This is a genomic window from Microcystis sp. M144S2, assembly GCF_020246065.1.
In the GTDB taxonomy this organism is placed as follows: domain Bacteria; phylum Cyanobacteriota; class Cyanobacteriia; order Cyanobacteriales; family Microcystaceae; genus Microcystis; species Microcystis ichthyoblabe_A.
The window spans coordinates 13,831-36,336 of sequence record NZ_JADBTR010000171.1; the positions used below are offsets into that span (position 1 = coordinate 13,831).

Annotated in this window: 20 protein-coding genes and 1 pseudogene; 11 read left to right on the plus strand and 10 right to left on the minus strand. The window is 44.5% G+C overall.

The features are described 5' to 3' along the window. Positions 1-124: 124 nt before the first annotated feature. Entirely contained in the window at positions 125-700 is a 576-nt protein-coding gene (locus IM462_RS19545; RefSeq protein ID WP_287701432.1) for a type IV pilin protein, read from the minus strand. 360 nt (positions 701-1,060) lie between these two features. After that, positions 1,061-1,588, minus strand: a complete 528-nt coding sequence (locus tag IM462_RS19550) for a type IV pilin protein (RefSeq protein ID WP_287701430.1) — start codon at positions 1,586-1,588, stop codon at positions 1,061-1,063. A 1,044-nt stretch (positions 1,589-2,632) separates the two neighbouring features. Between IM462_RS19550 and IM462_RS19555 the strand changes: the two genes are divergently transcribed. Further along, positions 2,633-3,250 (plus strand): serine O-acetyltransferase, encoded by a 618-nt coding sequence (locus IM462_RS19555; RefSeq protein WP_287701428.1) that lies wholly within the window; start codon positions 2,633-2,635, stop codon positions 3,248-3,250. Here IM462_RS19555 and ispD read toward each other — a convergent pair. From ispD to bchD, 5 genes are all read right to left on the minus strand, one after another. After that, on the minus strand, positions 3,245-3,925 hold the full coding sequence (gene ispD, locus IM462_RS19560) for a 2-C-methyl-D-erythritol 4-phosphate cytidylyltransferase (RefSeq protein ID WP_287701426.1): 681 nt from the start codon (positions 3,923-3,925) through the stop codon (positions 3,245-3,247). The genes IM462_RS19555 and ispD overlap by 6 nt on opposite strands. Positions 3,926-4,163: 238 nt before the next feature. Beyond that, positions 4,164-4,571 (minus strand): DUF1824 family protein, encoded by a 408-nt coding sequence (locus IM462_RS19565; protein ID WP_287701424.1) that lies wholly within the window; start codon positions 4,569-4,571, stop codon positions 4,164-4,166. A gap of 365 nt (positions 4,572-4,936) precedes the next feature. Beyond that, positions 4,937-5,827: a hypothetical protein gene (locus tag IM462_RS19570; protein WP_287701422.1), complete on the minus strand. Its 891-nt coding sequence runs from the start codon at positions 5,825-5,827 to the stop codon at positions 4,937-4,939. 10 nt (positions 5,828-5,837) lie between these two features. After that, a complete protein-coding gene (locus IM462_RS19575; protein WP_287701420.1) occupies positions 5,838-6,341 on the minus strand; it encodes a hypothetical protein in 504 nt (167 codons plus the stop codon). Between the two features lie 309 nt (positions 6,342-6,650). Beyond that, a complete protein-coding gene (gene bchD / locus IM462_RS19580) occupies positions 6,651-8,648 on the minus strand; it encodes a magnesium chelatase ATPase subunit D (protein WP_287701419.1) in 1,998 nt (665 codons plus the stop codon). A gap of 190 nt (positions 8,649-8,838) precedes the next feature. On the opposite strand from bchD, the gene IM462_RS19585 reads away from it, so the two are divergent. After that, positions 8,839-10,521, plus strand: coding sequence for a hypothetical protein (locus IM462_RS19585; RefSeq protein ID WP_287701417.1), 1,683 nt, complete (start codon positions 8,839-8,841; stop codon positions 10,519-10,521). Between the two features lie 357 nt (positions 10,522-10,878). Here IM462_RS19585 and IM462_RS19590 read toward each other — a convergent pair whose 3' ends face one another. After that, positions 10,879-12,162, minus strand: coding sequence for a TldD/PmbA family protein (locus IM462_RS19590; RefSeq protein WP_287701415.1), 1,284 nt, complete (start codon positions 12,160-12,162; stop codon positions 10,879-10,881). A gap of 708 nt (positions 12,163-12,870) precedes the next feature. Here IM462_RS19590 and IM462_RS19595 point away from each other — a divergent pair. The 5 genes and pseudogenes from IM462_RS19595 to IM462_RS19615 all read left to right on the plus strand — a co-directional run bounded on the left by IM462_RS19595 (position 12,871) and on the right by IM462_RS19615 (position 16,332). Continuing rightward, the gene (locus IM462_RS19595; protein WP_287702669.1) at positions 12,871-13,203 is read left to right on the plus strand and encodes a DUF4164 family protein; all 333 of its coding nucleotides are present in this window, start codon (positions 12,871-12,873) and stop codon (positions 13,201-13,203) included. An 86-nt stretch (positions 13,204-13,289) separates the two neighbouring features. Continuing rightward, positions 13,290-13,361 (plus strand): annotated as a pseudogene (locus IM462_RS19600) (DUF4164 domain-containing protein); the annotation flags it as partial. A gap of 135 nt (positions 13,362-13,496) precedes the next feature. Then, positions 13,497-14,330 carry a 1,4-dihydroxy-2-naphthoyl-CoA synthase gene (gene menB / locus IM462_RS19605; protein ID WP_287702671.1) on the plus strand — a complete coding sequence of 278 codons (834 nt, stop codon included), beginning with the start codon at positions 13,497-13,499 and terminating at the stop codon, positions 14,328-14,330. Between the two features lie 261 nt (positions 14,331-14,591). Next, the gene (gene rbp / locus IM462_RS19610; protein ID WP_287702673.1) at positions 14,592-14,894 is read left to right on the plus strand and encodes an RNA-binding regulator; all 303 of its coding nucleotides are present in this window, start codon (positions 14,592-14,594) and stop codon (positions 14,892-14,894) included. Between the two features lie 352 nt (positions 14,895-15,246). Next, positions 15,247-16,332 (plus strand): glycosyltransferase family 4 protein, encoded by a 1,086-nt coding sequence (locus IM462_RS19615; protein WP_287702677.1) that lies wholly within the window; start codon positions 15,247-15,249, stop codon positions 16,330-16,332. 28 nt (positions 16,333-16,360) lie between these two features. Here IM462_RS19615 and IM462_RS19620 read toward each other — a convergent pair whose 3' ends face one another. Beyond that, positions 16,361-17,131, minus strand: coding sequence for an FkbM family methyltransferase (locus IM462_RS19620; RefSeq protein ID WP_287702679.1), 771 nt, complete (start codon positions 17,129-17,131; stop codon positions 16,361-16,363). A gap of 404 nt (positions 17,132-17,535) precedes the next feature. Continuing rightward, positions 17,536-18,153 carry a DedA family protein gene (locus tag IM462_RS19625; protein WP_287702687.1) on the minus strand — a complete coding sequence of 206 codons (618 nt, stop codon included), beginning with the start codon at positions 18,151-18,153 and terminating at the stop codon, positions 17,536-17,538. Between the two features lie 69 nt (positions 18,154-18,222). On the opposite strand from IM462_RS19625, the gene IM462_RS19630 reads away from it, so the two are divergent. The 4 genes from IM462_RS19630 to IM462_RS19645 all read left to right on the plus strand — a co-directional run. Beyond that, positions 18,223-18,762: a pentapeptide repeat-containing protein gene (locus tag IM462_RS19630; protein WP_194016349.1), complete on the plus strand. Its 540-nt coding sequence runs from the start codon at positions 18,223-18,225 to the stop codon at positions 18,760-18,762. Between the two features lie 683 nt (positions 18,763-19,445). Beyond that, a complete protein-coding gene (locus IM462_RS19635; protein WP_287702681.1) occupies positions 19,446-21,065 on the plus strand; it encodes an ABC transporter substrate-binding protein in 1,620 nt (539 codons plus the stop codon). A 263-nt stretch (positions 21,066-21,328) separates the two neighbouring features. Next, positions 21,329-21,853 (plus strand): acetolactate synthase small subunit, encoded by a 525-nt coding sequence (gene ilvN, locus IM462_RS19640; RefSeq protein ID WP_287702683.1) that lies wholly within the window; start codon positions 21,329-21,331, stop codon positions 21,851-21,853. Positions 21,854-21,950: 97 nt separating this feature from the next. Beyond that, positions 21,951-22,506: FHA domain-containing protein (locus IM462_RS19645; protein WP_287702685.1), on the plus strand; the 556-nt coding region annotated here is incomplete at its 3' end.

A 22,506-nucleotide genomic window follows, 5' to 3' on the forward strand; every position in this document is an offset into this window, starting at 1 on the left:
CTACAGCGGCCCTCAGTGTTGACAGAAACATCATTTTGTCAAGGAGTTCTAGTCTCACAGATAACGCAAAAATAAGCACCCGTCTGCCCTCTGTCGGACTCCTCCTGCATAATTTCTAATATTCTTATGATGGACCCGTAACTGGGGTCCCAATCGGGGGATCACCGAAACGCCAGCCGTTGACACAGCCGCCACTACCGGTAAGAGTAACGTTAGATCCTCCCTCATCCGATAAAGGAGTTAGAGCCTCACAGATTGTGACAGCGAGGCTCCCGTTTTCCCTCTGTCGGACTCCTCCTGCATAATTTTTAATATCGTTATCAAATAGAGGCCGTGCCTCCGCTCGATAGTTAGCACCAAAAGCATCGGGACTGAGGCTACCAGAAGGGTCAGAAGTAATCCCGAGATCTATAAAAGTATAAAATTTAGCGGTGTCAATGCTATTAATGGGTAATTCATTTGTCTCTACACTGGCAAAAGTACCATTTTCGTAGCGATAAGCCTGTTGGGCGCGATTGATTTGTCCCAGTATCGCCAGTGCTTCTGCTTGCCTACTTTTGGAGACTTGCCCTAATAGATTCGGTAAACCGACGGCGGCGAGAACTCCTAATATAATCACCACTACTAGCAATTCTATTAAGGTAAAACCCCTCGCTTTTTTCCCTTGTGATTTAATTGCTAAAAAAAGAAGGTATTTCATGGTTAGGCCCTGGCAATATTGTCTGTATTTTTCTAGTTGGGCGTTGGAGATTTCAGTTATCAGCTTCCTATGGCAATAGGCAAGGGACTCCAAGAAAGAATCTGGCAATTCCCTTACCTAAAAAGAAGGTCAGTAAGTCAAGGCTTTTAGCTTAACAAATTAGGTTTGAGATTCGGTTCTTGTTATCAGATGTGAGTTTTTAGTTCACTGTTTACTGATTACTGTTCACTGACTAAAATCCCATCCCCAAAGTAACCAAGAGCGCAGATTTTCCAAGAGAATATTTCCCTGTCACCTTCCGCTAACTATCAATTCTTGGTTGTCATGCCAGAAAGCTTTTAGGCAATCTGGGAAGAATATCTAGTCGATTGGTGCGCTTCCAGTTCCACAAGCCGCAGTACCAGTAGTTGTAGTCGCAGTGGCAAAAGTTGTAGTCGGGCTAGACATTTCACAAATAACTGAACTGAAAACACCAGCAGCAGGTTGAGCTACTGCAGCAGAGTAGTCGCGAATATCGTTTATGTAGGTGCTGATAGCGGTAGCATCAGTTACAGCCCCGGTGGCACTGGCGACGGTAGGTCCAGTGTATGCGTAGTATGTGGGTTGTATAGATACGGGCAACTGGTTGACAGTCGGGGTAGTGGAGAATATTGCGAAGGTACCTCTTTCTATGCGGTTAACTTGCTGGGCGCGGTTAATGGCTCCGAGGTTGCTGCGAGCTTCAGCTTGTCTGCCTTTGGCCACCTGACCGAGGAGGTTGGGGAGAGCGATGGCGGCCAGTACACCAATGATGATAACAACCACTAGGAGTTCGATGAGGGTGAAACCTTTGTTACCGTTCTTTTTGTTGAGAGCTTGGATGAGTTTGAATTTGAAAGCAGAGTTCACAGCTGTATCTCCGATTGATGTTTTTTGTCTATAAACAACTTACCCACCTGTTTCAGAAAACCTATCACCCTTGCAAAAAATTTTTTTGGGGGAAGTGAGGTGATGAGGTGATGGGGTGATGGGGAAGTAACCTAAGACGCATTTAAACCGCTTATTCTTAGATTAGCCGAACCTCCCCCAATCCCTTTGCTGTTGCCTTTTGCCGTTCGGCAGTTCGGCGGTTCGGCTGGGCGTTCGTGTTAGTGAGCCTGTCGAACTACTGAGCTCACCGTCGAAGTCTCGCCGAACGTCCGAACCCACATTCCGCACCCCAAGTGTCACAACGTCTCAAAAGAGGAAGGGGCGTGAGACAAAATACTTAAGTAGTGGAGTGAGTGGGCGGCAAGCTGCCGCCCACTAAGCCGAAAATTTCAGGGTTCCCCCGTTCATTCTCAATAAATAGTGCTTGTTGAGAATAAACGGGCAATCAGACTTAACATCTAGCGGGAGATGTTCGAGTTGCTCGCTTTGTTTTGTCACCCCTTGAAGTCAATCCATCTGGTCAAGATAAGTAAGTAGTTATAATTAAATTGAAGATAGATTTTGCCTCTGATCCCCCCTGCCCCCCTTAATAAGGGGAGTGCCGATCCCCCCTTGATCCCCCCTTGATAAGGGGAGTGCCGATCCCCCCTGCCCCCCTTAATAAGGGGAGTGTCTGACAACTTTTAACACCTACCTACTTAAGAGATAATATTCTTGGCAAGGTTTGGGGAAAAATCTCAAAATGTTGCGCCTCTCGTCCGTTAAGTTACTAATCTTTTCGGCTCTTCGGGATTTGTTATGTAAATAATTAACTTCAAATAAAATTCGATGAAAGTGCCTACGCCTAAAAGTAGCTGAAATCCGTATAAATTGGCACGATCACGGATACTTCGGGCAAGAACTGTAAGGTAGTTGACATCGTTGGAGTCCAATAAACGGGCGACGGTTGAACTATTCCCTACAATACTACTATAATTAATAGCAACAAAAAGCAAGTCTATTGTCACTTATTTTAGACCAACGATGAAAAGTTTCTTCCGAAAATTATTTTTCTATGCGGGTATTCTTTGGCTCTCACCCTTAATCATTGCTTTTCAGGTAGCTAATAATCGAGAACTTATCTTAGGTGATGTGCGGCGTTGGGTAGAGTTATTAGACCGGGAAAAAAGAGCAGATTGGTTACAATTATTAGCTCTATGTCTGGAGGCAAAAGAATTTAGAAATTTATATTATTGTCGTCTTTTTCAAGGTGGTTCATTTAGCCGTTTTTTAATGTATATTCTTAGGTTTTTTTATCGAGAAAGTTCCTACTTATTTCTAGATTCTTCCTGTTCGATTGGCAAAGGATTATTTATTCAACACGGTTTTAGTACGATTGTTATGGCGGATTTGGGCGATAACTGTTGGATTAATCAACAGGTAACAATTGGCTATAAAGATAAAAGCGGCCGCCCCAAAATTGGCAACAATGTCAGGATTACCGCTGGTGCTAAAGTCTTAGGAAATATTACCATCGGCGATAATGTCACCGTGGGCGCAAATTCAGTGGTAGTCAAGGATGTTCCACCTAATTGTGTGGTGGTGGGTATTCCCGCTCGTATTATTAAACGGGACGGCGTTAAAGTAGATGAAAAATTATAAACGCTGACTTAAAATATACTCGGCAATTGCCAGATCTCCGGGGGTAGTAATTTTTAAGTTAGTTTCTTCACCGACGACAATTTTGACGGGAAAACCACATTTTTCTAATAAGGCAGCATCGTCGGTGACTTCCCAAGCTAATTTTCGTCCCTGTTCATGACATTCTTTTAATAATTTTACCTGAAAACCCTGGGGCGTTTGGGCTGCCCACAACCGCGAGCGATCCGGTGTATCCTCAATCCAGCCCTTGCTATCGACAATTTTAATCGTATCTTTCACCGGAATGGCCGCTATGAAACCCAGACAAGTGGCTAAAGCAGCGGCACAGCGATCGAATAATTCGGGAGTGGCTAAACATCGCGCCCCATCGTGAATTAAAACCGTCTCAGCCCCCTCTGGTAGGGCTTGTAAGCCATTGTAAACCGATTTTTGTCTGGTTTCACCTCCTTGGATGATTTGCACGGGTTTAAGGGCATTTATAGGGGTGATAATCTCTCGGATCTCCTCAAAGTCTTCCGGTTGTGCCATGATGCCAATCCAGATAATTGCCCTGGATTGCATGGCAGCCAGCAAAGTCCAAGCGAGGAGCGGTTTTCCGTGCAGGGTGAGCAGTAACTTATTGCGATCGCTGCCCATCCGTTTACCCATTCCCGCTGCTGGAATTAACAAATACATATTTTTTTCAGGTAAAAAGTTAAAAAGATTCAGGAAAGAGACTTCAGTGGACAGGAGTGGGGAGCTTTTTGGTTGTTAAGTAAGTGGTTTCAATATATCCCCCCTTGATCCCCCCTTGATAAGGGGGGTGCCGATCCCCCCTTGATCCCCCCTTGATAAGGGGGGTGCCGATCCCCCCTTAATCCCCCCTTGATAAGGGGGGTGCCGATGATTGTTAATCGCTTCAATAACCCCAAAACTATGCCTCTTCAGAGAATAAATCGAGGGGAAAGTGACCATAAGTACCGACTAATTGATCATTTTCTGATTGACAAGAAATCAGGACACCGCGATAGGTTCCCGTATAGGAATCGAGATAGGAAGCTTGTCTTTGGGTATTGTATTTAATATACACCGCTCCCGGTTCTGGCTGGTCTTCTGGGAGAGTATTAGGTAGGGGGTATCCTAGGGCTTGTAGATAACTTTTCAGGGCTTTAAACCCCTCTTCACTGTTATCGGCACAGATACCTAAATTAATTGATTCCGAACCTTGGTTAACTAATAAAATTGCCTGTCTTAGAGCTTCTTCTTCTTCGGGGGATTGGGCAATTTTTAGTTGAATACATCCATATTCTTTTAGGAGTTTCAAGGCTTCTTCAATAGACATGAGCGGTTAGATATGCGGGGCTAAAGATAAAAAATAAACTGGTGCTGCTGTCCTTAACGACAAATTCCCAAGGAAAAAAGCCCTAAATCATGGAGATTTGGAGATAGGAAAATTTTGCATTGGTCTTAATCGTAAGCCTGGCAATCCCGATCATATCAGGTTGGGGACAGGAAAATTTATCGGGGTTTTTCGATCGCTCCGGGTTGTGCGGGCATTTCACTCGCTGCTTTTTGATAGCTGAAGTAAACACCTACATCCTGAGGAGAAAAGAGGAGCATTTCTGGTGAGATAGAGTCTCAGCAGCTTCAGTCAACTCCTCCCGTTTCTCTAGGGCTTTTTCTTCGGTTGTTATCAGAGTCTTCCAGTTAAATTTCCGCCACGGCTCTTTCGATTAAACGACGAGCCAGGGTTTGAATGCCGGTATGTTCATAGTAATTGGTGGTCATATCGAGGAATGCGCCAACATATACCAATTTATCGGCAGAAAAGTCGATAAATCCCTGAATTTTGCTCAATAATCCCTGCTGGCTCAAACTGCGCTCGCTGACAAAATTACTCATCCAACCTTTAGTGGAGTCGAAACTTTGACCGATAAAGTCTAATTTTCTGGCAGTATTTCCCCCCGGAATCAATTCTTTAATACTGCCGAAAGTGGAGTTAGATTCTAATTCTTCCGGCCTGAGAATGCTCAGGCTCGATTCCACTTTGCGGATAAAACTGCCCCCCAGAGGGATTAAACCATCCAAACAAACTAACGCCGCCATCCGCATCAAGGATTCGCCGCTATAATCTCCTAGGGAAGCGACGAAATCCCCGATACTATCCCCCGGAATGCCATTAATTTGACAAAAAGCGACTAATTCGGTCACTAATTTCAGGGTTAGATCGATGGTTTGCGCTTTTTCGGGAGCAGGGGTTAATCTTTCGATTAAACCGCCCATGAGGGGAATTTTACCACCGACGGCATTGGCAAGAGAGGCAGTGGCTAGGGCATTATCGGCGCTGTCGATGGTTTGGTAGAGCCAAAGCGCCCGTTGATAGCCCTGGGATTTATCATTAAACAACCAAACGGCTCGATCGCCAATCTGTTGGATCATGCTTTCGTCGGTTTCACCAGTGACTTTGATAATCGTATTTTTAAACCCGACTAGGTTATCCCACTCTCCCGGCACCACATAATCAAGGGTTTTGAGAACTTTGACGGTGAGATTATTAGTCGGTAATTCGTCCACCAGTTCAAAAATTGGCTTACTCACGGATGTCTCCTTACTTTAATTTTGCTAAACCATCTAAATCGAACTTAGCTAACCAAGCTTGGCGATCGCTGGCGGTAAAATCTGGCTCCCGCGATAAAACCTTGACTTGATAGCGATTATTGACTAAAACGGCGGTGGCAGTTGCACCCTGTTCCACAGAGGGAAAACCTTTAATTGTGGTTTGACTGTCTTGGAATTTATTGGCCGCGGCGGGATTATTGCTGATGTCAGATATGGCTAACATAGCCACAACTTTGCCATCTTGCTTCAGTTTTGCCTCAGCAAAGCCTTTTTTCTCCTGGGTATAGACGCGCTCGTATCCTCCCCCAGAAGGCGGGAAAAACCGATTAAAACTGCCGCCCGAGGTGGATTCTTTCACCACTGCCGCCGCCCCGCGAGCGGTACTTTCCTGTTGTGCTTGGTCAAATTGCGAGGGAGCTTTAGCACAGGAAGTTACTAGCAAAAGTGTCGCTAATACCCCTGCCATCAAGATTTTGCCAAATCGAAAGCTCATAGTTCTCTTAATTAAAACTTGCTCATGTTTGTTTGTAGTATATCTCTCGCTTATTGCTGATTATTGTTAAGTTTTTCTAGATGCTGTCACACCAGACCGGGAAAAACAGAAAATCAGCAAAATTCGAGTCAATAACGAAGGCAGGGGGCAGGCCCGATGAAAAAATTTTCACCCCCACAGATGAAAGAGGTTTCTTTCCCTACACCCCACACCCTACACCCCACACCCCACACCCGTTCGGCTGAGCTCACGGCCGAAGCCCACACCCCACACCCTGCCCCCAGGAAAACCTTTTTCGGCAAACCCCAGCTACAGTCCCGCAATTGCCCCTCGCGCCATAGATGCGATCGCTTGTTCCGTGGCCCGGGGTAGATGATAATATTTACCCCCAGCTTTTAGGGCTAATTCTTTGGCAAAACCAGTGGAGACGAATTTTTTCTCCGTATCGATAACCAGCAGTTTAATGCCTAAAGAGCGAATTTTAGCGGCAATATCGAGCAGTTCTGCCTTAATATCGGGTTTTTCCCCCTCCGGAATCGGTTCGCCTAGAGATTTCGCCAAAGGAATATTACTTCTCCCGTCGGTAATCGCCACAACCACCACTTGACCGATATCCCCCGATAAACGGGCATTCATCCCCACATGAACCGCTTGGGTTAAACCGTGGGCTAAGGGGGAACCGCCGCCACAGGGCAGGGTTTCTAGACGTTTTTTCGCTAGGGTAATCGATTTGGTCGGCGGCAATAGTACATCTGCTCGCTCACCCCGGAAAGGAATCAGGGCAATCTGGTCGCGATTTTCGTAAGCTTCCGTTAACAGACGCATAACCGCACCTTTGGCCGACTGCATCCGATTCAGGGCCATGGAACCGGAGGCATCAACCACAAAGACAATTAAAGAACCGGCCTTGCGGGCCAGCCGTTTTGAGCGCAGATCCCCCTCTTCTATAATCACATGACGTTCGGGATTCCTCAAGCGACGGGCTTTTTGATAGGGCGCGGCCGCCCGGAGAGTGGCATCGACGGCGACTCTTTTTACCTTGCCCCGGGGTAACATCGGCTTAATATAACGTCCTCTATCTTCCGAGAAAATCAGGTTACGCGCCCCCGATTTCCCCTGACGCTGGGCCATCTGGGCAAAATACAGCACACTGGGATCCAGTAAAACCCCTTCCGGGTCGAAAACAAATTCTTCCGGCAAATTATCGGGCTGTTCCGGTTCTTTTTCCTCCTCTTTCTCCTCCTCTTTTTCTTCCTGTTCCTGCTGGTTTTCGTCTTGGGGCGGTTCCGGTGGTGGCGGTGGTGGCGGTGGCTGTTGTTCCTGTTCTGGGGGTGGCGGCGTAATCAGCGATCGAGGTACAATAACTAATTCGACGGCTCTTTTTAAGTCATCGGCACTGACTAAATCCCGACCTTCTAAAGCGGCGGCGGCCTTGGCTACTCTCACGGCAAAAATCTCGGCGCGATGACCTTCCACCCTACCGCGCACCGCTTCCTCCACTAGATAACTAATTTGTTCGGGTTTAATTTTTACCTCTTTTAACCATTCCCTCGCCAGAATAATTTCGGTTTTTAGATCATCGATTTCTTGGGCATATTGGGCGATAAAAGCGGTGGGAGAAACAGCATACTCGATCGCCTGATTGACGGCGGTGACTCGTTGGTCTAAACTAAGGACACCATCGGCGGAAAGCGCAATGGCAATTCTATCTAATAAATGGGTTCGTAAATCCCCTTCTTCTGGGTTATAAGTAGCGATCAGGATTGGTTTACAGGGATGTTGAAAACTGATGCCTTCCCGTTCGATTTGGTTACGTCCTTCGCTTAAAACTGTTAGTAATTGGTTAGCAATTTGGTCATCAAGTAGATTAATTTCATCGATGTAGAGAATTCCCCGATGGGCGCTGGCTAATAAACCGGGTTGAAAGACTGGTTCCCCCTGTTTCACGGATTCTTCCACATCGACGGAACCCAATAAACGATCCTCGGTGACTCCTAGGGGAATCTGCACGAAGGGGGCCTGGATAACTTCCGTGGGGACCTCTCCACTGCTATATTCTTCTTTAGTGCGATCATCCCATTCGTCGGGATTGTTGGGATCACAATTAAAGACATTACCTGCGATAATTTCGATCGGTGGCAGTAGGGAATGTATCGCTCGCGCCATGACTGATTTGGCGGTTCCCCGACGACCGGCAATCACCACACCCCCCAGGGCGGGATCCACAGCGGCTAAGAGTAGGGCTAATTTAATCGCTTCTTGGCCGACAACGGCAGTTAGGGGAAAATTGAGGGTCAGAGTGGGCATAGATCTAGATTCAGGCGGCCAAATTCTAGTGTAAAACAGAAGCTCCCGGGTCCGGCACTTTTCCCTTTTTGATTCCCGAACCCAGATTTTAGCTGCATCTCGATCGAGTTCTTTCTCCCCGAACCGATCGAGAAGTTACTGGGTTAACCTAGGATTAGCTCCTGATAACGGCTGTAGAGAGGACAAAAACATGATAGTGACAATAATCGATCGCCTTACGGAAACCAACCCGCAAATTATGCGAGAATGGCAAGGAAGATTAACCCCGAAAAATATCTCGATCGCCTCAGTAATCTCCCTTGTTGGTCAATTATTAGTTTATTTATACTATCAAAATCTTTTGCCAGTAGGGGCGGGATTTAGTCGTTACTGTACCGCTAATCCCCCCAATAACAACGATTATTATCCCTATAGTGGGCTTAAATACTGTATCCAAGACCTAAATGGTGAATGGATGATTATCTCCCGGTTATGGTGGTTAGATATCTTCACTTTTCTGAGTATTACCGGCATTTTCGCTCTTTTAGTGGTGGGAACCTATCAATTAATCGCCGATCTTTCCGGGGAAGAGTGCCGGGGTACACTTAATTTTATCCGTCTGAGTCCCCAACCCGCCAAAACGATTTTTATCGGCAAAATTTTCGGGGTTCCCATTCTCCTCTATCTCGTCTGTCTTCTCGCTTTACCCTTTCACTTGGGAGCGGGTTTATTAGCAGGTATTCCCTTATCGTTAATTTTAGCCTTCTACGCGGTTCTGATCGCTAGTTGTGCCTTTTTCTATCATGCCGCCCTTAGTTTCGCTTTAGCCACGCCATGGTTAGGGGGATTTCAACCCTGGTTAGGCAGTGCTGCAGTCTTAATCTTTGTGTTTTATAGCACTATTTTTACTTTATCGGGCTATGGCGGTTCCCGTACTCCCTTTGATTGGTTAATTCTCTTTAATCCTAGTTTTGTCCTTCCCTATCTAGTTAAATCTACCTTTCTCCCCCCCGATGCGGTACGCTATCTAGGAATCTCACAAATCTTTGATCTGCGTTGGTACGGTCAATCTCTCTGGCAATCGGTTATAATGGGTATTAGCTTAATTTTGCTCAATTTTGCCCTCTGTACCTACGTTTTAACCCGAGTTCTCCAGCGTCGCTTCCATAATCCCCTCGCTACTCTTATTAGTAAACCCCAAAGTTACTGGATGATGGGCTATTTTAGTGCTATTAGCCTGGGTTTTGTCTTCCAAACTCTGCAACCGAGCTATCTTTTCGATAATTTTGTCATTCTTAGCGTTTTTGTGGCAATTTTTGGCTTGTTAATCCTTTTTGCCCTCACTCCCCCCCGTCAAACTATCCAAGATTGGACTCGCTATCGTCATCTGCAAGGAAAAACGGGCATTAGTCTGGGGAAAGCTTTAATCTTTGGCGAAAAAAGTCCTTCTACCCTAGCCATGGCTGTTAACGTCGCTATTGCCATTTTATTCATCCTTCCCGCTATTTTTATCGCCCCTCTCCATCAATATAAACTAGCCACTGCAGCCGGGTTTCTCTTGGCAATGAACATGATTTTAGTCTATGCCGCTATCGCCCAATTATTGATGTTAGCCAGCACAAATAAACGCGCTTTGCTGGCAGCTACTAGCATCGGCATTTTGATTATTTTCCCCTTCCTCTGTTTTGCTGTCTTGAGAGTTAATCCCAGTCAATCTCCGCTTTTATGGTTTTTTACTTTTCTTCCCATTGCCGCTACTAAATACGCTACACTTCCCTCTTTCGCTTTGGCAATCTTCGGTCAGTGGTTGGGTTTAACCCTCGTCGGATGGCAAATTAATCGGCAATTAAATCGCCTTGGGGCCTCGGCAACTAAAGCGTTAATGCCAGGCTGAAAAATACCTAATCAAAGGGGAGATTAAATAATATCTCTGCCGATAATTTTCTCCCCTTGAGTGTCGGTTAATTTTTTTTCCAAAAAAGCTTGACAAAACCCCGCGACTTGACAGATAATTTCTTATAGAATGGGAATCCGTGCCTGCCTGCAAACCCCCTCTTTTCAGGTCAAATAAAGCCCAAAAAAATTAACCCCAAAAAGTAGGGGGAGTTAATTTCAGTTCCGGTGCTGATTAGGAGCATCTTTCAATTTGACAACGCCTATTGTAGGGCTAATTCATGAATTAGCCCTACACCTAGTGATTTCAGTTCCGGTGCTGATTAGGAGCATCTTTCAATTTGACAACGCCACATTTTTACCCCACCACCGATAAACTATCAACAATTAGCGAGGGAGTATAACAGGAGCCATTCCATTGATTATCGGCCCCCAGAGCGATTAAATTCTGCAAAGCTGTATAAACATTTCCCGTCACCATTGTATCTTTAACTCGTCCGGTGATTTTGCCCTTTTCTATGCGATAACCCAGATCGATATTGACAGAAAAATCGCCCGAAATATCCGCCCCATGACCTAAAATTTGGTCGATAACTAGGCCTTCGTCTATTTGCGAGATTAAATCCTCTAAAGTTCCCTCTCCGGGTGCAACGATTAAATTAACTAAATCCGGCATGGGATAAACCCCTAAACCGGGACGAAAACCGTTTCCCGTCGGAGTAGTTTTTAATAATCTGGCCGTGGTACGATCGCTATAGAATTCTTTAACTCTACCTCCCTCAATTAAAGATAAAAATTTAGTAGGAGTTCCCTCATCATCAAAGGGATAACTATAGGGTTCTTGCTCAGGTTGTTGGGATAAAGTCAACTTTTCTGACATCACCAATTGACCGATTTTATCACTCCAGGGCGAAGACTTTTCTAATATCTGTTTCCCATTTAAAGCCATCTCCACCGTACCCCATAACAGGGTAACTGCATTAGCGGTCAATAAAATTGGTAATTTTCCCGTGGGACTATCCACATTATTGGCAGCCCATTGTAGTCGCTGCAATAACTGTTTAATTACCGTATCGGGATGAGGTGTACTGCGAGTATATTCCCCATCATAAACCGCGAGAAAATCCTCCCCCCGCACCCATTCAATCCCCAGGTAATAACTCAAAGCTGTATCGGTATATTGACAATATAAACCTTGGGAATTAACCAAACGGGTGATTTCCCGTTCACATTCCCATTCACCACTACAAATAACCTCAGGATAAACTTGGCGAATTTGGCCAATCATTTGATTACCCATCTCGATTAAAGATTCTACCGCCACATCCTGACCAATCGGGTCATAAATTGCCTGTCGTGGCGCCGAAAATTCGATTTCTTCGGGAGCATTGAGATAGGATAAATTTAACGCCGTTTCTACTAAAATTTTCGGTTCCACATCACCATAACCCACCGCTAACCCCGGACAACCCTCGCGCCATAATCTTAAGGCAGTTCCCACAGATTCAGAACTTTCTAGCTGTTTGAGACGATTAGCCTCAAAAAAAACGGGATGGGAAAGGGAGGAAGATTGATAAACTTCGGCTGCCACTGCTCCGGATTTGAGAGCCAGTTCGATGAGTTGTTGCGGATCGATCGTCATGGTGATAGTTTTTGAGATGATAGCTATCTGATTATCGAAAATTTAGGTTTAAAACCCCTTCGTTTCACGACAGCTTTTCTTGATCTCTAATATAGCACTTCAGAACTGCCAATGGCACACCTCCCACAGAAGAAACAAAATAACCAGGAGAGCCAAGAGCATCTTTCCCATCTGATTTAGGATAACCAGCTTGTTTATAAGTAGCTGGTTATAATTAAATTAAAAATGGATTTTAGGTTCGATCCCCTCTGCCCCCCTTGATAAGGGGGGTGCCGATAGGCGGGGGTATCTGAAAGTTTTTAATAAGTAGCTGGTTATAATTAAATTAAAAATGGATTTTAGGTTCGATCCCCCCTGCCCCCCTTGATAAGGGGGGTGCCGATAGGCGGGGGGATCTGAAAGTTTTTAATACCTATCTACTTAAGCATTACAGAAATATAAAGTTTAGTTGTTTATTCGATTATAGCGTTGTACATGGTCAGATTTTTCATGGAATTCAGAATTTTTTAATGATAGCTTTATTAATTAAAAAAGCGGCTGAATATTATCTGCTAAGTAAGTAGGTGTTAAAAATTGTTAGATACCCCACCTTATCAAGGGGGGATTAAGGGGGGATATATCTTCAATTTAATTGAAACCACTTACTTACTCAACGGACTTAGTATAATAATTAAGATAGTCGCCAGATAGATCGAGGAGTCTAGGAAAATGTCTAACGAAACTGTCAGCTATTCCCTAGAATCTGTCCTGACAAGGATTGAGAGTAAAATCGACTCCCTTGAAAAACGGATGAATGACAGATTTGACAAGGTAGATGAGAGATTTGACAAGGTAGAAGACCGGCTAACCAAATTAGAAATCGGACAGGCCGAACTCAAGGCCGAGTTAAAAGGAGATATTAAAGTATTAGACGAGAAAATCGAGGGATTAACGGTACGGGTTGCTTATCAGGAATTTACCAACCGGGGGATTCTCATCGCTTTGGTGGTTGCTGTCTTGGGAGGTGCTGCTAAACTTTTTGGTTTTTTCCCCAATCCCTAGAAGTTACCCTGAGAAACAGTTACTTCCCTTATGACCATAATAAATAGCTGCTCGAAAAACTCAAAAATCTATAGGAGTCTAGGAAAATGTCTAACGAAACTGTCACCTATTCCCTAGAATCGGTCCTGACAAGGATTGAGAGTAAAGGGGACAGCTTATGTGACAGTTGAGGGAGCGGAATGTGGGTTTAAACCTTGTCCGTCAACTATCCATTCCCCTATTCTGGCGTTCCCTGCTTCAAAGTGGGGGACAAAATAGGGTAAGGTAAAAAAGCTGTGCCGATAACCGAGACTATGAGCGTTGAATGGCAATCCGTCAAAACCTACGAGGATATTCTTTACCATAAATGGGGGGGAATCGCCAAAATTACCATCAATCGCCCCCATAAGCGTAATGCCTTCCGTCCGAAGACAGTTTTTGAGCTTTACGACGCTTTCTGTGATGCTCGCGAGGATGCCCGCATTGGGGTGGTACTGCTCACGGGTGTAGGTCCCCACAGCGACGGCAAATATGCTTTTTGTTCTGGCGGCGATCAGACGGTGCGCGGTCAGGCGGGTTATATTGGCGATGATGGCGTACCCCGGCTCAATGTGCTGGATTTACAGAAATTAATTCGCTCCATCCCCAAGGTAGTTATCGCGCTGGTGGCAGGTTATGCGGTCGGGGGCGGTCATGTTTTACACTTGGTTTGTGATTTAACCTTAGCGGCGGATAACGCCGTTTTTGGCCAGACCGGTCCGAAAGTGGGCAGTTTTGACGGCGGTTTTGGCTCTAGCTATCTGGCCCGGGTGGTCGGTCAGAAAAAAGCCCGTGAGATTTGGTTTCTCTGTCGGCAGTATAACGCCCAACAAGCTTTAGCAATGGGTTTGGTTAACCATGTCGTCCCGGTGGAAGAATTAGAGCAGGAAGGGGTTAAATGGTCCCTAGAAATTCTCGAAAAAAGTCCCTTGGCGATTCGCTGCCTGAAATCGGCTTTTAATGCTGATTGTGATGGTCAAGCGGGTTTACAGGAGTTAGCAGGCAATGCCACTTTACTCTACTATATGACCGCCGAAGGAGCCGAAGGTAAACAGGCTTTCCTCGAAAAACGTCCCCCCGATTTTAGTCAATATCCTTGGCTACCCTAATCAGTGATCAGTAAACGGTAATCAGTAATCAGTGAAAAGAAAGCAGAAAACCGCCGTGTAATACTGCTCACTTAATACTCCCTACTCCTACTGATCACTGATCACTGATAACTGATCACTGATAAGCTATGCTAGTTTAGAGAGAGTAGTTAGGTTCGGTAGCAGCATTGGTTTCAAACAGAAGTGGTTTTTCCCTGATGGCCTTGACTGGGTTGTGTCCGATCTCCTTCTCGAAATGGCTGTGATATTGGGAGACAATCCATGACGATTTACGTTGGTAATCTGGTTTATGAGGTCACGACAGATGACTTGAAAGAGGTATTCGCTGAATACGGCACGGTTAGTCGCGTTTACTTGCCCGTAGATCGGGAAACGGGTAAAGTGCGCGGTTTTGGTTTTGTGGAAATGTCCTCCGATGAGGAAGAAGCAAAAGCGATCGAAACTCTTGACGGAGCCGAATGGATGGGACGACAGATGAAAGTCAACAAAGCTCGTCCCAAAGAAGAAGATTCTGGCGGTCGTGGCGGCGGTGATCGCAAAAACTTCGGGCGCCGCGAACGTTAAAGAGATTCTTAGAAAATTCCAGAAGCGGTTATTTTTGATAACCGCTTTCTTATCGATAATTAATAAATCTGCGTTTCTTTTCTAACATACTAATACCCATTTTAAAGGACGGGTTTTCAGACTCAAAAATTTCGATGAATTTATTCAAGATAAAAATGATCGGGAAAATCGATACGGACATTTCATCGTTTTGACGAAAAAAGGCTAACAGACGCAAAAATCTCGGTTCGTCCATAGATTTTGAGAATGTTATCAGGTAGAATCAAGATTTGATTCGCACCTACTCCTGCCCAGCTTATTTGTTCTGATTTTCCCATCATAATCCAACCGCTGCCATAAACTTTGACAAAAAATGAAGATAGCAATCATCACAGCAACTCCCCAAAATGTCAAGCTCGGAAGTGGTACTTTCGTTGGGAATATCCACCTGACTAACGAGTTACGTTCCCAGGGTCATCTGGTTGATGTCTTCTCGCCAACCAAAGCATCGGGTCCGTTAGGCTACATGGCGCATCGCTTTCTTTGGAATTGGCGACTCGATCCCCGTTGCTTTGATGACTATGATGTGGTGGTGGGTTACGATATGGATGGTTACGCCATCAGCGATCGCCTAAAAGTCCCTTTTATCGTTTATATTCACGGTATTATTGCCGATGAAGCCACCTTTGAGCGGGGTTGGGTGCGAACTTCCTTAGAATTGATGGCAAAGGCCGAGAAAGTGAGCGTCCATCGTGCGGATCTGGTCATCTCTACCAGTGAGTATTCCCGTACTAGACTCAAGCAACTTTATCAGTACGATGGCAATATCGAAATTGTTCATTCTCTAATTGATCTTAAAGGGTGGGATGCAGCGGTCGCCTCGGTCAAGTATGAGGAAAGAAACCGCGAGCAGAGGAGGCCGACGGTGTTTTGTGTCGGTGTCCAGTATCCTCGCAAAAATGTTGCTACTTTGATCCGCGCCGCCGCAATTCTCCGCCGTCAAATACCCGATGTAGAGGTACGAATTGCCAGCAAAGGTCCTGAATGGAATAATTTACGCCGTCTAGCACAAGAACTCAATTTAGAGCAAAATGTTACTTTTCTCGGCTATCTTTCCTATCAAGAACTGATCCAAGAATATCTTGATTGTCAAGTTTTTTGTTTACCTAGTCTGCAAGAAGGATTTGGCCTAGTTTTTGCTGAAGCTATGGCCAGTTATAAACCGATTGTCGCCAGTCGTTCCTCCTCGACACCGGAGTTGATTGAAGATGGTGTACAAGGTCTATTAGCCAATCCCTTAGATGCTGAAGATTTAGCCAGTAAATTAGCGGAAGTGCTTCTCAATCCAGAGAAAGCTCGTTCCTTAGGGAAGGCAGGTAGAGCGAAAGTTTCAGAATTTGATGCACCGATTATTGCCCAACGCTTCAGTCAGTTATTAACCAATTTTCTGGAAAAATAGATTAACTTTGACAATAAAAATTTAACCCCTAACGCACAGCATATAAATGGAAAATATCCACGAATGTCGAAGGTAGCAAGTCTCTTTTTTCTAGTTGAATTTTGAAGCCATTATCTGCCAGCATTTGGCTTATTTGCTTTAAGCGTCCCTTTTTATCGTGAATTTCAGCCACTATTTGCTTGATTTTTGGCCAGTCTTTAGCTTCGATGCCTTGAAATACTTCGTATTCTTCTCCTTCCACGTCAATTTTCAGTAAGTCAATGGAGTCAATACCGAGTTCATTAATTACGGAAGATAGAGTTCTTACTTCACAGGCTACTTGTTCTTTTTCTTGGAAAAACTCTTCAAACAAATTTTCTATTTTTTGGGAATTCTGATCGACTTGAATATCTTCTAATTCAGCCAAGGTATCCTCTGGCTTTGTGGTTGAATTAGCAGACATATTGGGATAAAAAGTAAAGATTTTTGCTGGGTTATTCTCTGAACTTAATCCACAGTTAAATAAAACAACATCCTCTAAAGAATGCAAATGAATATTTTTTTGCAAAACCTCAAAAGTTGGCTTGATTGGCTCAAAGGCGAAAACTTTTGCTGTTGGTTCAACTCCCTTGACAAAAATAGAGAATAGACCGATATTGGCTCCAACATCAAAGACCACATCGCCTTCTTTGATGACGATATCATGCCCTTCATATTGCCTTTCAGTAAATATTTCCGAAAAAATGTATTCTGTTTCCTCTTTGCTACTACTGTAGTAACATTCCAATCCATTAGAAAAAGTAATTTTTTTGGCTATCACCGTTGATGTATAGTTGTAATCTTGGACAAAATTATATTAACACCATGAATAGCTCCCCGTCAAGAATGAGGTAACAAGCCCCCTTTTCCGGTGGATAAAAATTATAGTCATTTCAGATAAGTCTGAATAAACTCCAGACCGTTTAAACCCTTATGAACTCTGACATTGATATTCTCAATCTCAATTAGGGTTTACTGAAAAACTTTTTCAGCAGACCCTAATTATGCAAGAGATTTACTCGACCGAATCTAAGACCTAATTGGTTAAGCTAAAAGCTTTGATGTGCCTAGTTTATAACCTTCTTTTTAGGTAGGAGAATTGTCAGATTCTGTCTTTTGCCTGTTGCCTCTTGCCTTCAAAAGCTGATAACTGATCACTGATCCCTGATAACTGAAATGACGGACTTAAGCCACCTTTTTCCGTGACTCAAGGATGGGGTGAATAATTGTCCAGGCCAGGACGATAATTAAAGCCAAGATACCAAAACGAGCCATAGAACTAACTAACTGGTGCAAGGGGAACAAACGGCCTAAAAAGAAAGATAATGTCACCATAATAGTCGCCCACACCGTCGCTCCACCCAGATTACAGAGGAAAAAGCGACCGTAGGGCATTCGGGCAATTCCCGCCATGGGACCGGCAAAGATTCTTAACAAAGCCACGAAACGACCGAAAAAGACCGCCCGGGGTGCATTTTTACTAAATTGATCCTTGGCTAATTCTAGTTTTTGAGCCGGAATCCGAAAGAATTTGCCAACTTTTAACAAAAACGGCCAACCTCCAGCGCGACCGAGCCAATAGCCAAAATTATCGCCCAAAACTGCTCCTGTAATTGCGCTGACTAAAACTAACCAATAGTTTAAATCACCGCTACCGGCAAGGAAGCCGCCGACAATGGTGATGGTTTCTCCCGGGATGGGAATCCCCATATTTTCGAGGGTGATGCCGATAAATACTGCCCAGTATCCGTATTGGTGGGCGATTTCTTCAATATTTTCTAGGGATAATAGCTCTAGGGACATGGAGCGCTTTCTTAACAAAGGTTTACGAATATTCTAAGATATTTTTACAGTATTTAACCGTGGCTGAACATGACTTTTCCCAGTATTGATTTATTAGCAATTCGTCAGGGTGAGATAAAAGATTTAGCGGGCATGAACTTGTCAGGGGCTGATTTAGCGGGTGCAGACCTAGCAGGGGCGAATTTACGGGCAAATTTACGCGGTGCTGACCTCACAGGGGCAAATTTAAGGGGAGCAGATTTTCGTAATGCCGATTTACGCGGGGCAATTCTCCTCGATGCGATCGTCACTGGGGCAAGTTTGGCCGGTGCTTTTTTAGCCGGGGCGGTTTTTAATCATCTAGATTTGTCCGGGGCAGATTTTCGCGGTGTCGATGGCCGGGGAGTGAGTTTTGTTGGGGCGATTTTAACCCACGCGGATTTTACTAGCGCTAATCTGTCCGGGGCAGATCTGTCGGCCACCGATTTAGAGGAAGCAATTTTTTTCGGGGCGATTTTACGCGGAACAAATTTTACTGATGCCAATCTTCTTTGTGCTAATTTAGCCTCGGCAGTAACCACGGGGGCAATTTTCGATCGAGCTTGTTTAGAAGGGACAGGATTAACCTAAATGGCTGATGGATAAGACCTCTTGTAAAAATCAAAAATTGTTGTTAGGGTTGGGAGTCAGTAGCCAGTAGTCAGGAGTCAGGAGAATTAAGAATGAATAATAATCAGTTAAATGGTCTATTTATAGACTTTATGCCATCTAATCCTTATTTCTGCCGTTTTTGAACTCTGAAAAAATTAATTATGCAAGAGGTTTATAAAAGAAGAGGCTCTCCCAGGTTTGGTGGGTAAAATGTATTCTAAGATACAGTCTTGCGGGCGAGGGAGTGGGGCGAACCACAGAGACACAAAGGACACAAAGATCGATCGATCATAGAGTAAGTTAAACTTATCACACAGAACCTAGAAGAGCCAAGAAGATGAGTTTCTAATTAGTTGCTGGAACCTGATCTAGGTTGAAAAATATTACCCATTTCCCTGTTTATCTGCCTCCATAGCTCCAGCTATTCTGAACCATTTAACCCCTTTTCTACCCTAAGTCTTCTTCTTGTGCAAATTGATCAAGTTTTTGTCATCCTCCACCAGAAAATTTAGTTTAATTGTCTGGGTAATCAGTCCAGTTATTGAAGAATTTTACCCAACCAATTAAGCAATCAATTTACTTACTTAAGGAAACCTAGAAGAAAAGACTATGCACAAAAATGATAGGATCGATCGATACCTAGCTGCCGTTAATCGCCATCGATGAGACCTTTACGCCGACTTTACCGCTATTTAAGTTTATTTTGCCTCTGTCTTCTTCTGACCGTGGGCTGTCAGTCCACTAATTCCAATTTACCCCGGGGGGATAGCGATCGCTTGATGATCGGGACAACCCTAAAACCGCGCTCGATCGATCCGGCCGATAGTTATGAGTTAGCGGGACTTTTTATTATTTATAATCTCGGTGAAACTCTCTACACTTACGGGGAAGGAACCACTAATTTAAAGCCTCTCCTAGCCACGGAATTGCCCAAAATTAGCCCCGATGGGTTGACTTATACTATACCAGTACGTCGGGGAGTTATCTTTCATGATGGCACGGTTTTTAACGCAGAGGCGATGAAGTTTTCCCTAGAAAGATTCATCAAAAATGGTGGAGAACCTTCCTTTCTTCTCCGGGATACAATTGATAAAATCACCGCCAGCAAAGAAGACGAAATTACTATTAAATTAACCAGACCTTTTGCCGCTTTTCCCGCTCTTTTAGCTTATCCCGGAGCCTGTGCGGTTTCACCCAAATTTTATCAAATTGGCGAGGGTAAATTCAAACCCGAAGAATTTATCGGCACAGGACATTATCGATTAAAAGCAGTTACCAGCGATTCTTTTAGTTTAGAAGCCTTCGATCGCTATTGGGGAGAACCAGCCAAAAATAAGGGAGTTAATGTGCAAATTTATCTCTCTAATCCTGCCAATTTATTTAACGGTTTTCAGACGGGTGCGGTGGATATTGCCTATCAATCTTTACTGCCTCCTCAAGTGAGAAAGTTACGCACAGAAGCAGCCCAGGGAAAATGGCAAGCGATCGAATCTTCTGGGGCAGCAATTAACTTTATGAGCGTCAATCTCAAAAGTGAACCCACCGATAATATTTTAGTGCGACAAGCAATTGCTTCTCTAGTCGATCGAGATTTACTTAATGATCGCATTTTACAAGGTCAAGGCATCCCTCTTTTTAGTCTGATTCCTACTACTTTTTCCGAGTCACAACCGGTGTTTAAAGAGCGCTATGGCAACCATAATATAGAGCAAGCTAAACAATTACTAAAAACCGCCGGTTATAGTCCAGAAAAACCGGCAATTGTAGAAGTTTGGCACTCCTCGGGATCGATTACTTCCAGCAGCGTGGCGGCAGTGATGAAAGCTCTAGCAAAACGGGATTTAGATAATATGATTCAATTTGAACCCAATAGTATCCTAGGCGCGGCCTTTTTCCGTAATATTAGCCGGGGACTTTATACCACTGCTCTATCTAATTGGTATCCCGATTTTTTGGATGCAGATAACTATATTTATCCCTTTTTAGATTGTGCTAAAGGTTCTCCAGAAACCGGCTGCGAAGAAGGCGGATCACAAAGTCAAGGCTCATTTTTTTATAGTCAAGAAATGAATCAATTAATCGCCCAATCCCGTCAGGAAAGTAACCCAGCCAAAAGAAAGCAAATTTTTGGCAAAATTCAAGAAATTCTCGCCGATGAAGTTCCCTATATTCCCCTTTGGCAAACCAAAGAATACGCTTTTGCTCGCCATGGCATCACGGGAGTTATCATCAATCCCAGTCAAACTTTTCCCTTCTGGACAATCGCCAAAAAATCCCGATAATTAATTATGAGTCAGCCGTCAGCTTTTGCTCCCTGCCTCGCCGTGCTGGTAGGGGGGTTTTATCTGTTAAAATTTCTTATCGTCGTGGGGTGAAAACAAGCTGTTCTGGCCTTGCCTCCTGTCTTACAATGGTTAAATATAGGTTGTGTAGATAAGTAGCTGGTTATAATTAAATTAAAAATGGATTTTAGGTTCGATCCCCCCTGCCCCCCTTGATAAGGGGGGTGTCTGACAACTTTTAACGCCTACCTACTTAGATCGCCATGAAACACACATTATCCGTATTAGTTGAAGATGAAGCGGGAGTCTTAACCCGTATTGCTGGATTATTTGCCCGTCGCGGCTTTAATATTGAAAGTCTAGCCGTGGGTCCTGCCGAACAGATGGGAGTTTCTCGCATTACGATGGTAGTACCAGGAGACGAGGACAGCATCGAACAGTTAACCAAACAACTGTACAAATTAATTAACGTCCTCAAGGTGCAGGATATCACCCAAACCCCTTGTGTGGAAAGGGAATTAATGCTAATTAAAGTTAATGCTACCGCCGAGCGCCGAGCAGAAGTGATCGAATTAGCGCAGGTATTCCGGGCCCGGATTGTGGATATTTCCGAGGAAACCCTGACCATCGAAGTGGTGGGGGATCCGGGTAAAATGGTGGCGATTATGCAAATGCTGAATAAATTTGGCATTCGCGAGGTGGCGCGTACCGGTAAAATTGCTCTGATTCGCGAGTCGGGAGTCAATACGGAATACCTCAAAGCTTTAGAGGCTAAAATGTCGATTTAGGGATATTGGGTATCAATTGGGAATTGGGGTGTTAGGGTTTTAGTTGCAATTCCCCACTTCCCCTCTTGCCTCCAGAAGCTGATAACTGATAAAAACTATGTCTAACCAGTCGCCGAAAACCCAAATTAGTCAACTTGTCACCGTTGCCGTGCAGAAACTGCAAGGAAAGGTGAATTTTCAGGCGGTAAATCTCAAAAAAGGGGCGAGAGTTCCCGAATTACGCCTTAAAAACGAGAATGGCAGCGGGGAAAGCAAATATCCCCTTATCGGCGATCGCTATTTGTTAGGCCGCAGTTCCAGTTCCTGTGATATTACTATCCTTAACACTGTGGTGAGTCAGATTCATTGTTCCCTGCAGCGTGACCCGAAAAATCCCCATAATTTCCTACTCACAGATGAAAACTCCACTAACGGGGTTTATATGGGTAAACGTCGTCTGAAAAGCGTTTCCCTGCGTCATGGTGATACCTTTACTTTGGCCCCTCCAGACTTAGCCAATTGTGTCACCATCTCCTATTACTGTCCCCCTCCCCTGTGGGTGCGACTTTTGCGCTATGGTTTCTATGGTGCGGGGGGTATTTTCGGTTTATTAGTTTTAGCGGTTATCTGGGAAAGTCGCAAAGTTAATGTTTATCCACTCCCTTCCGGGGTGA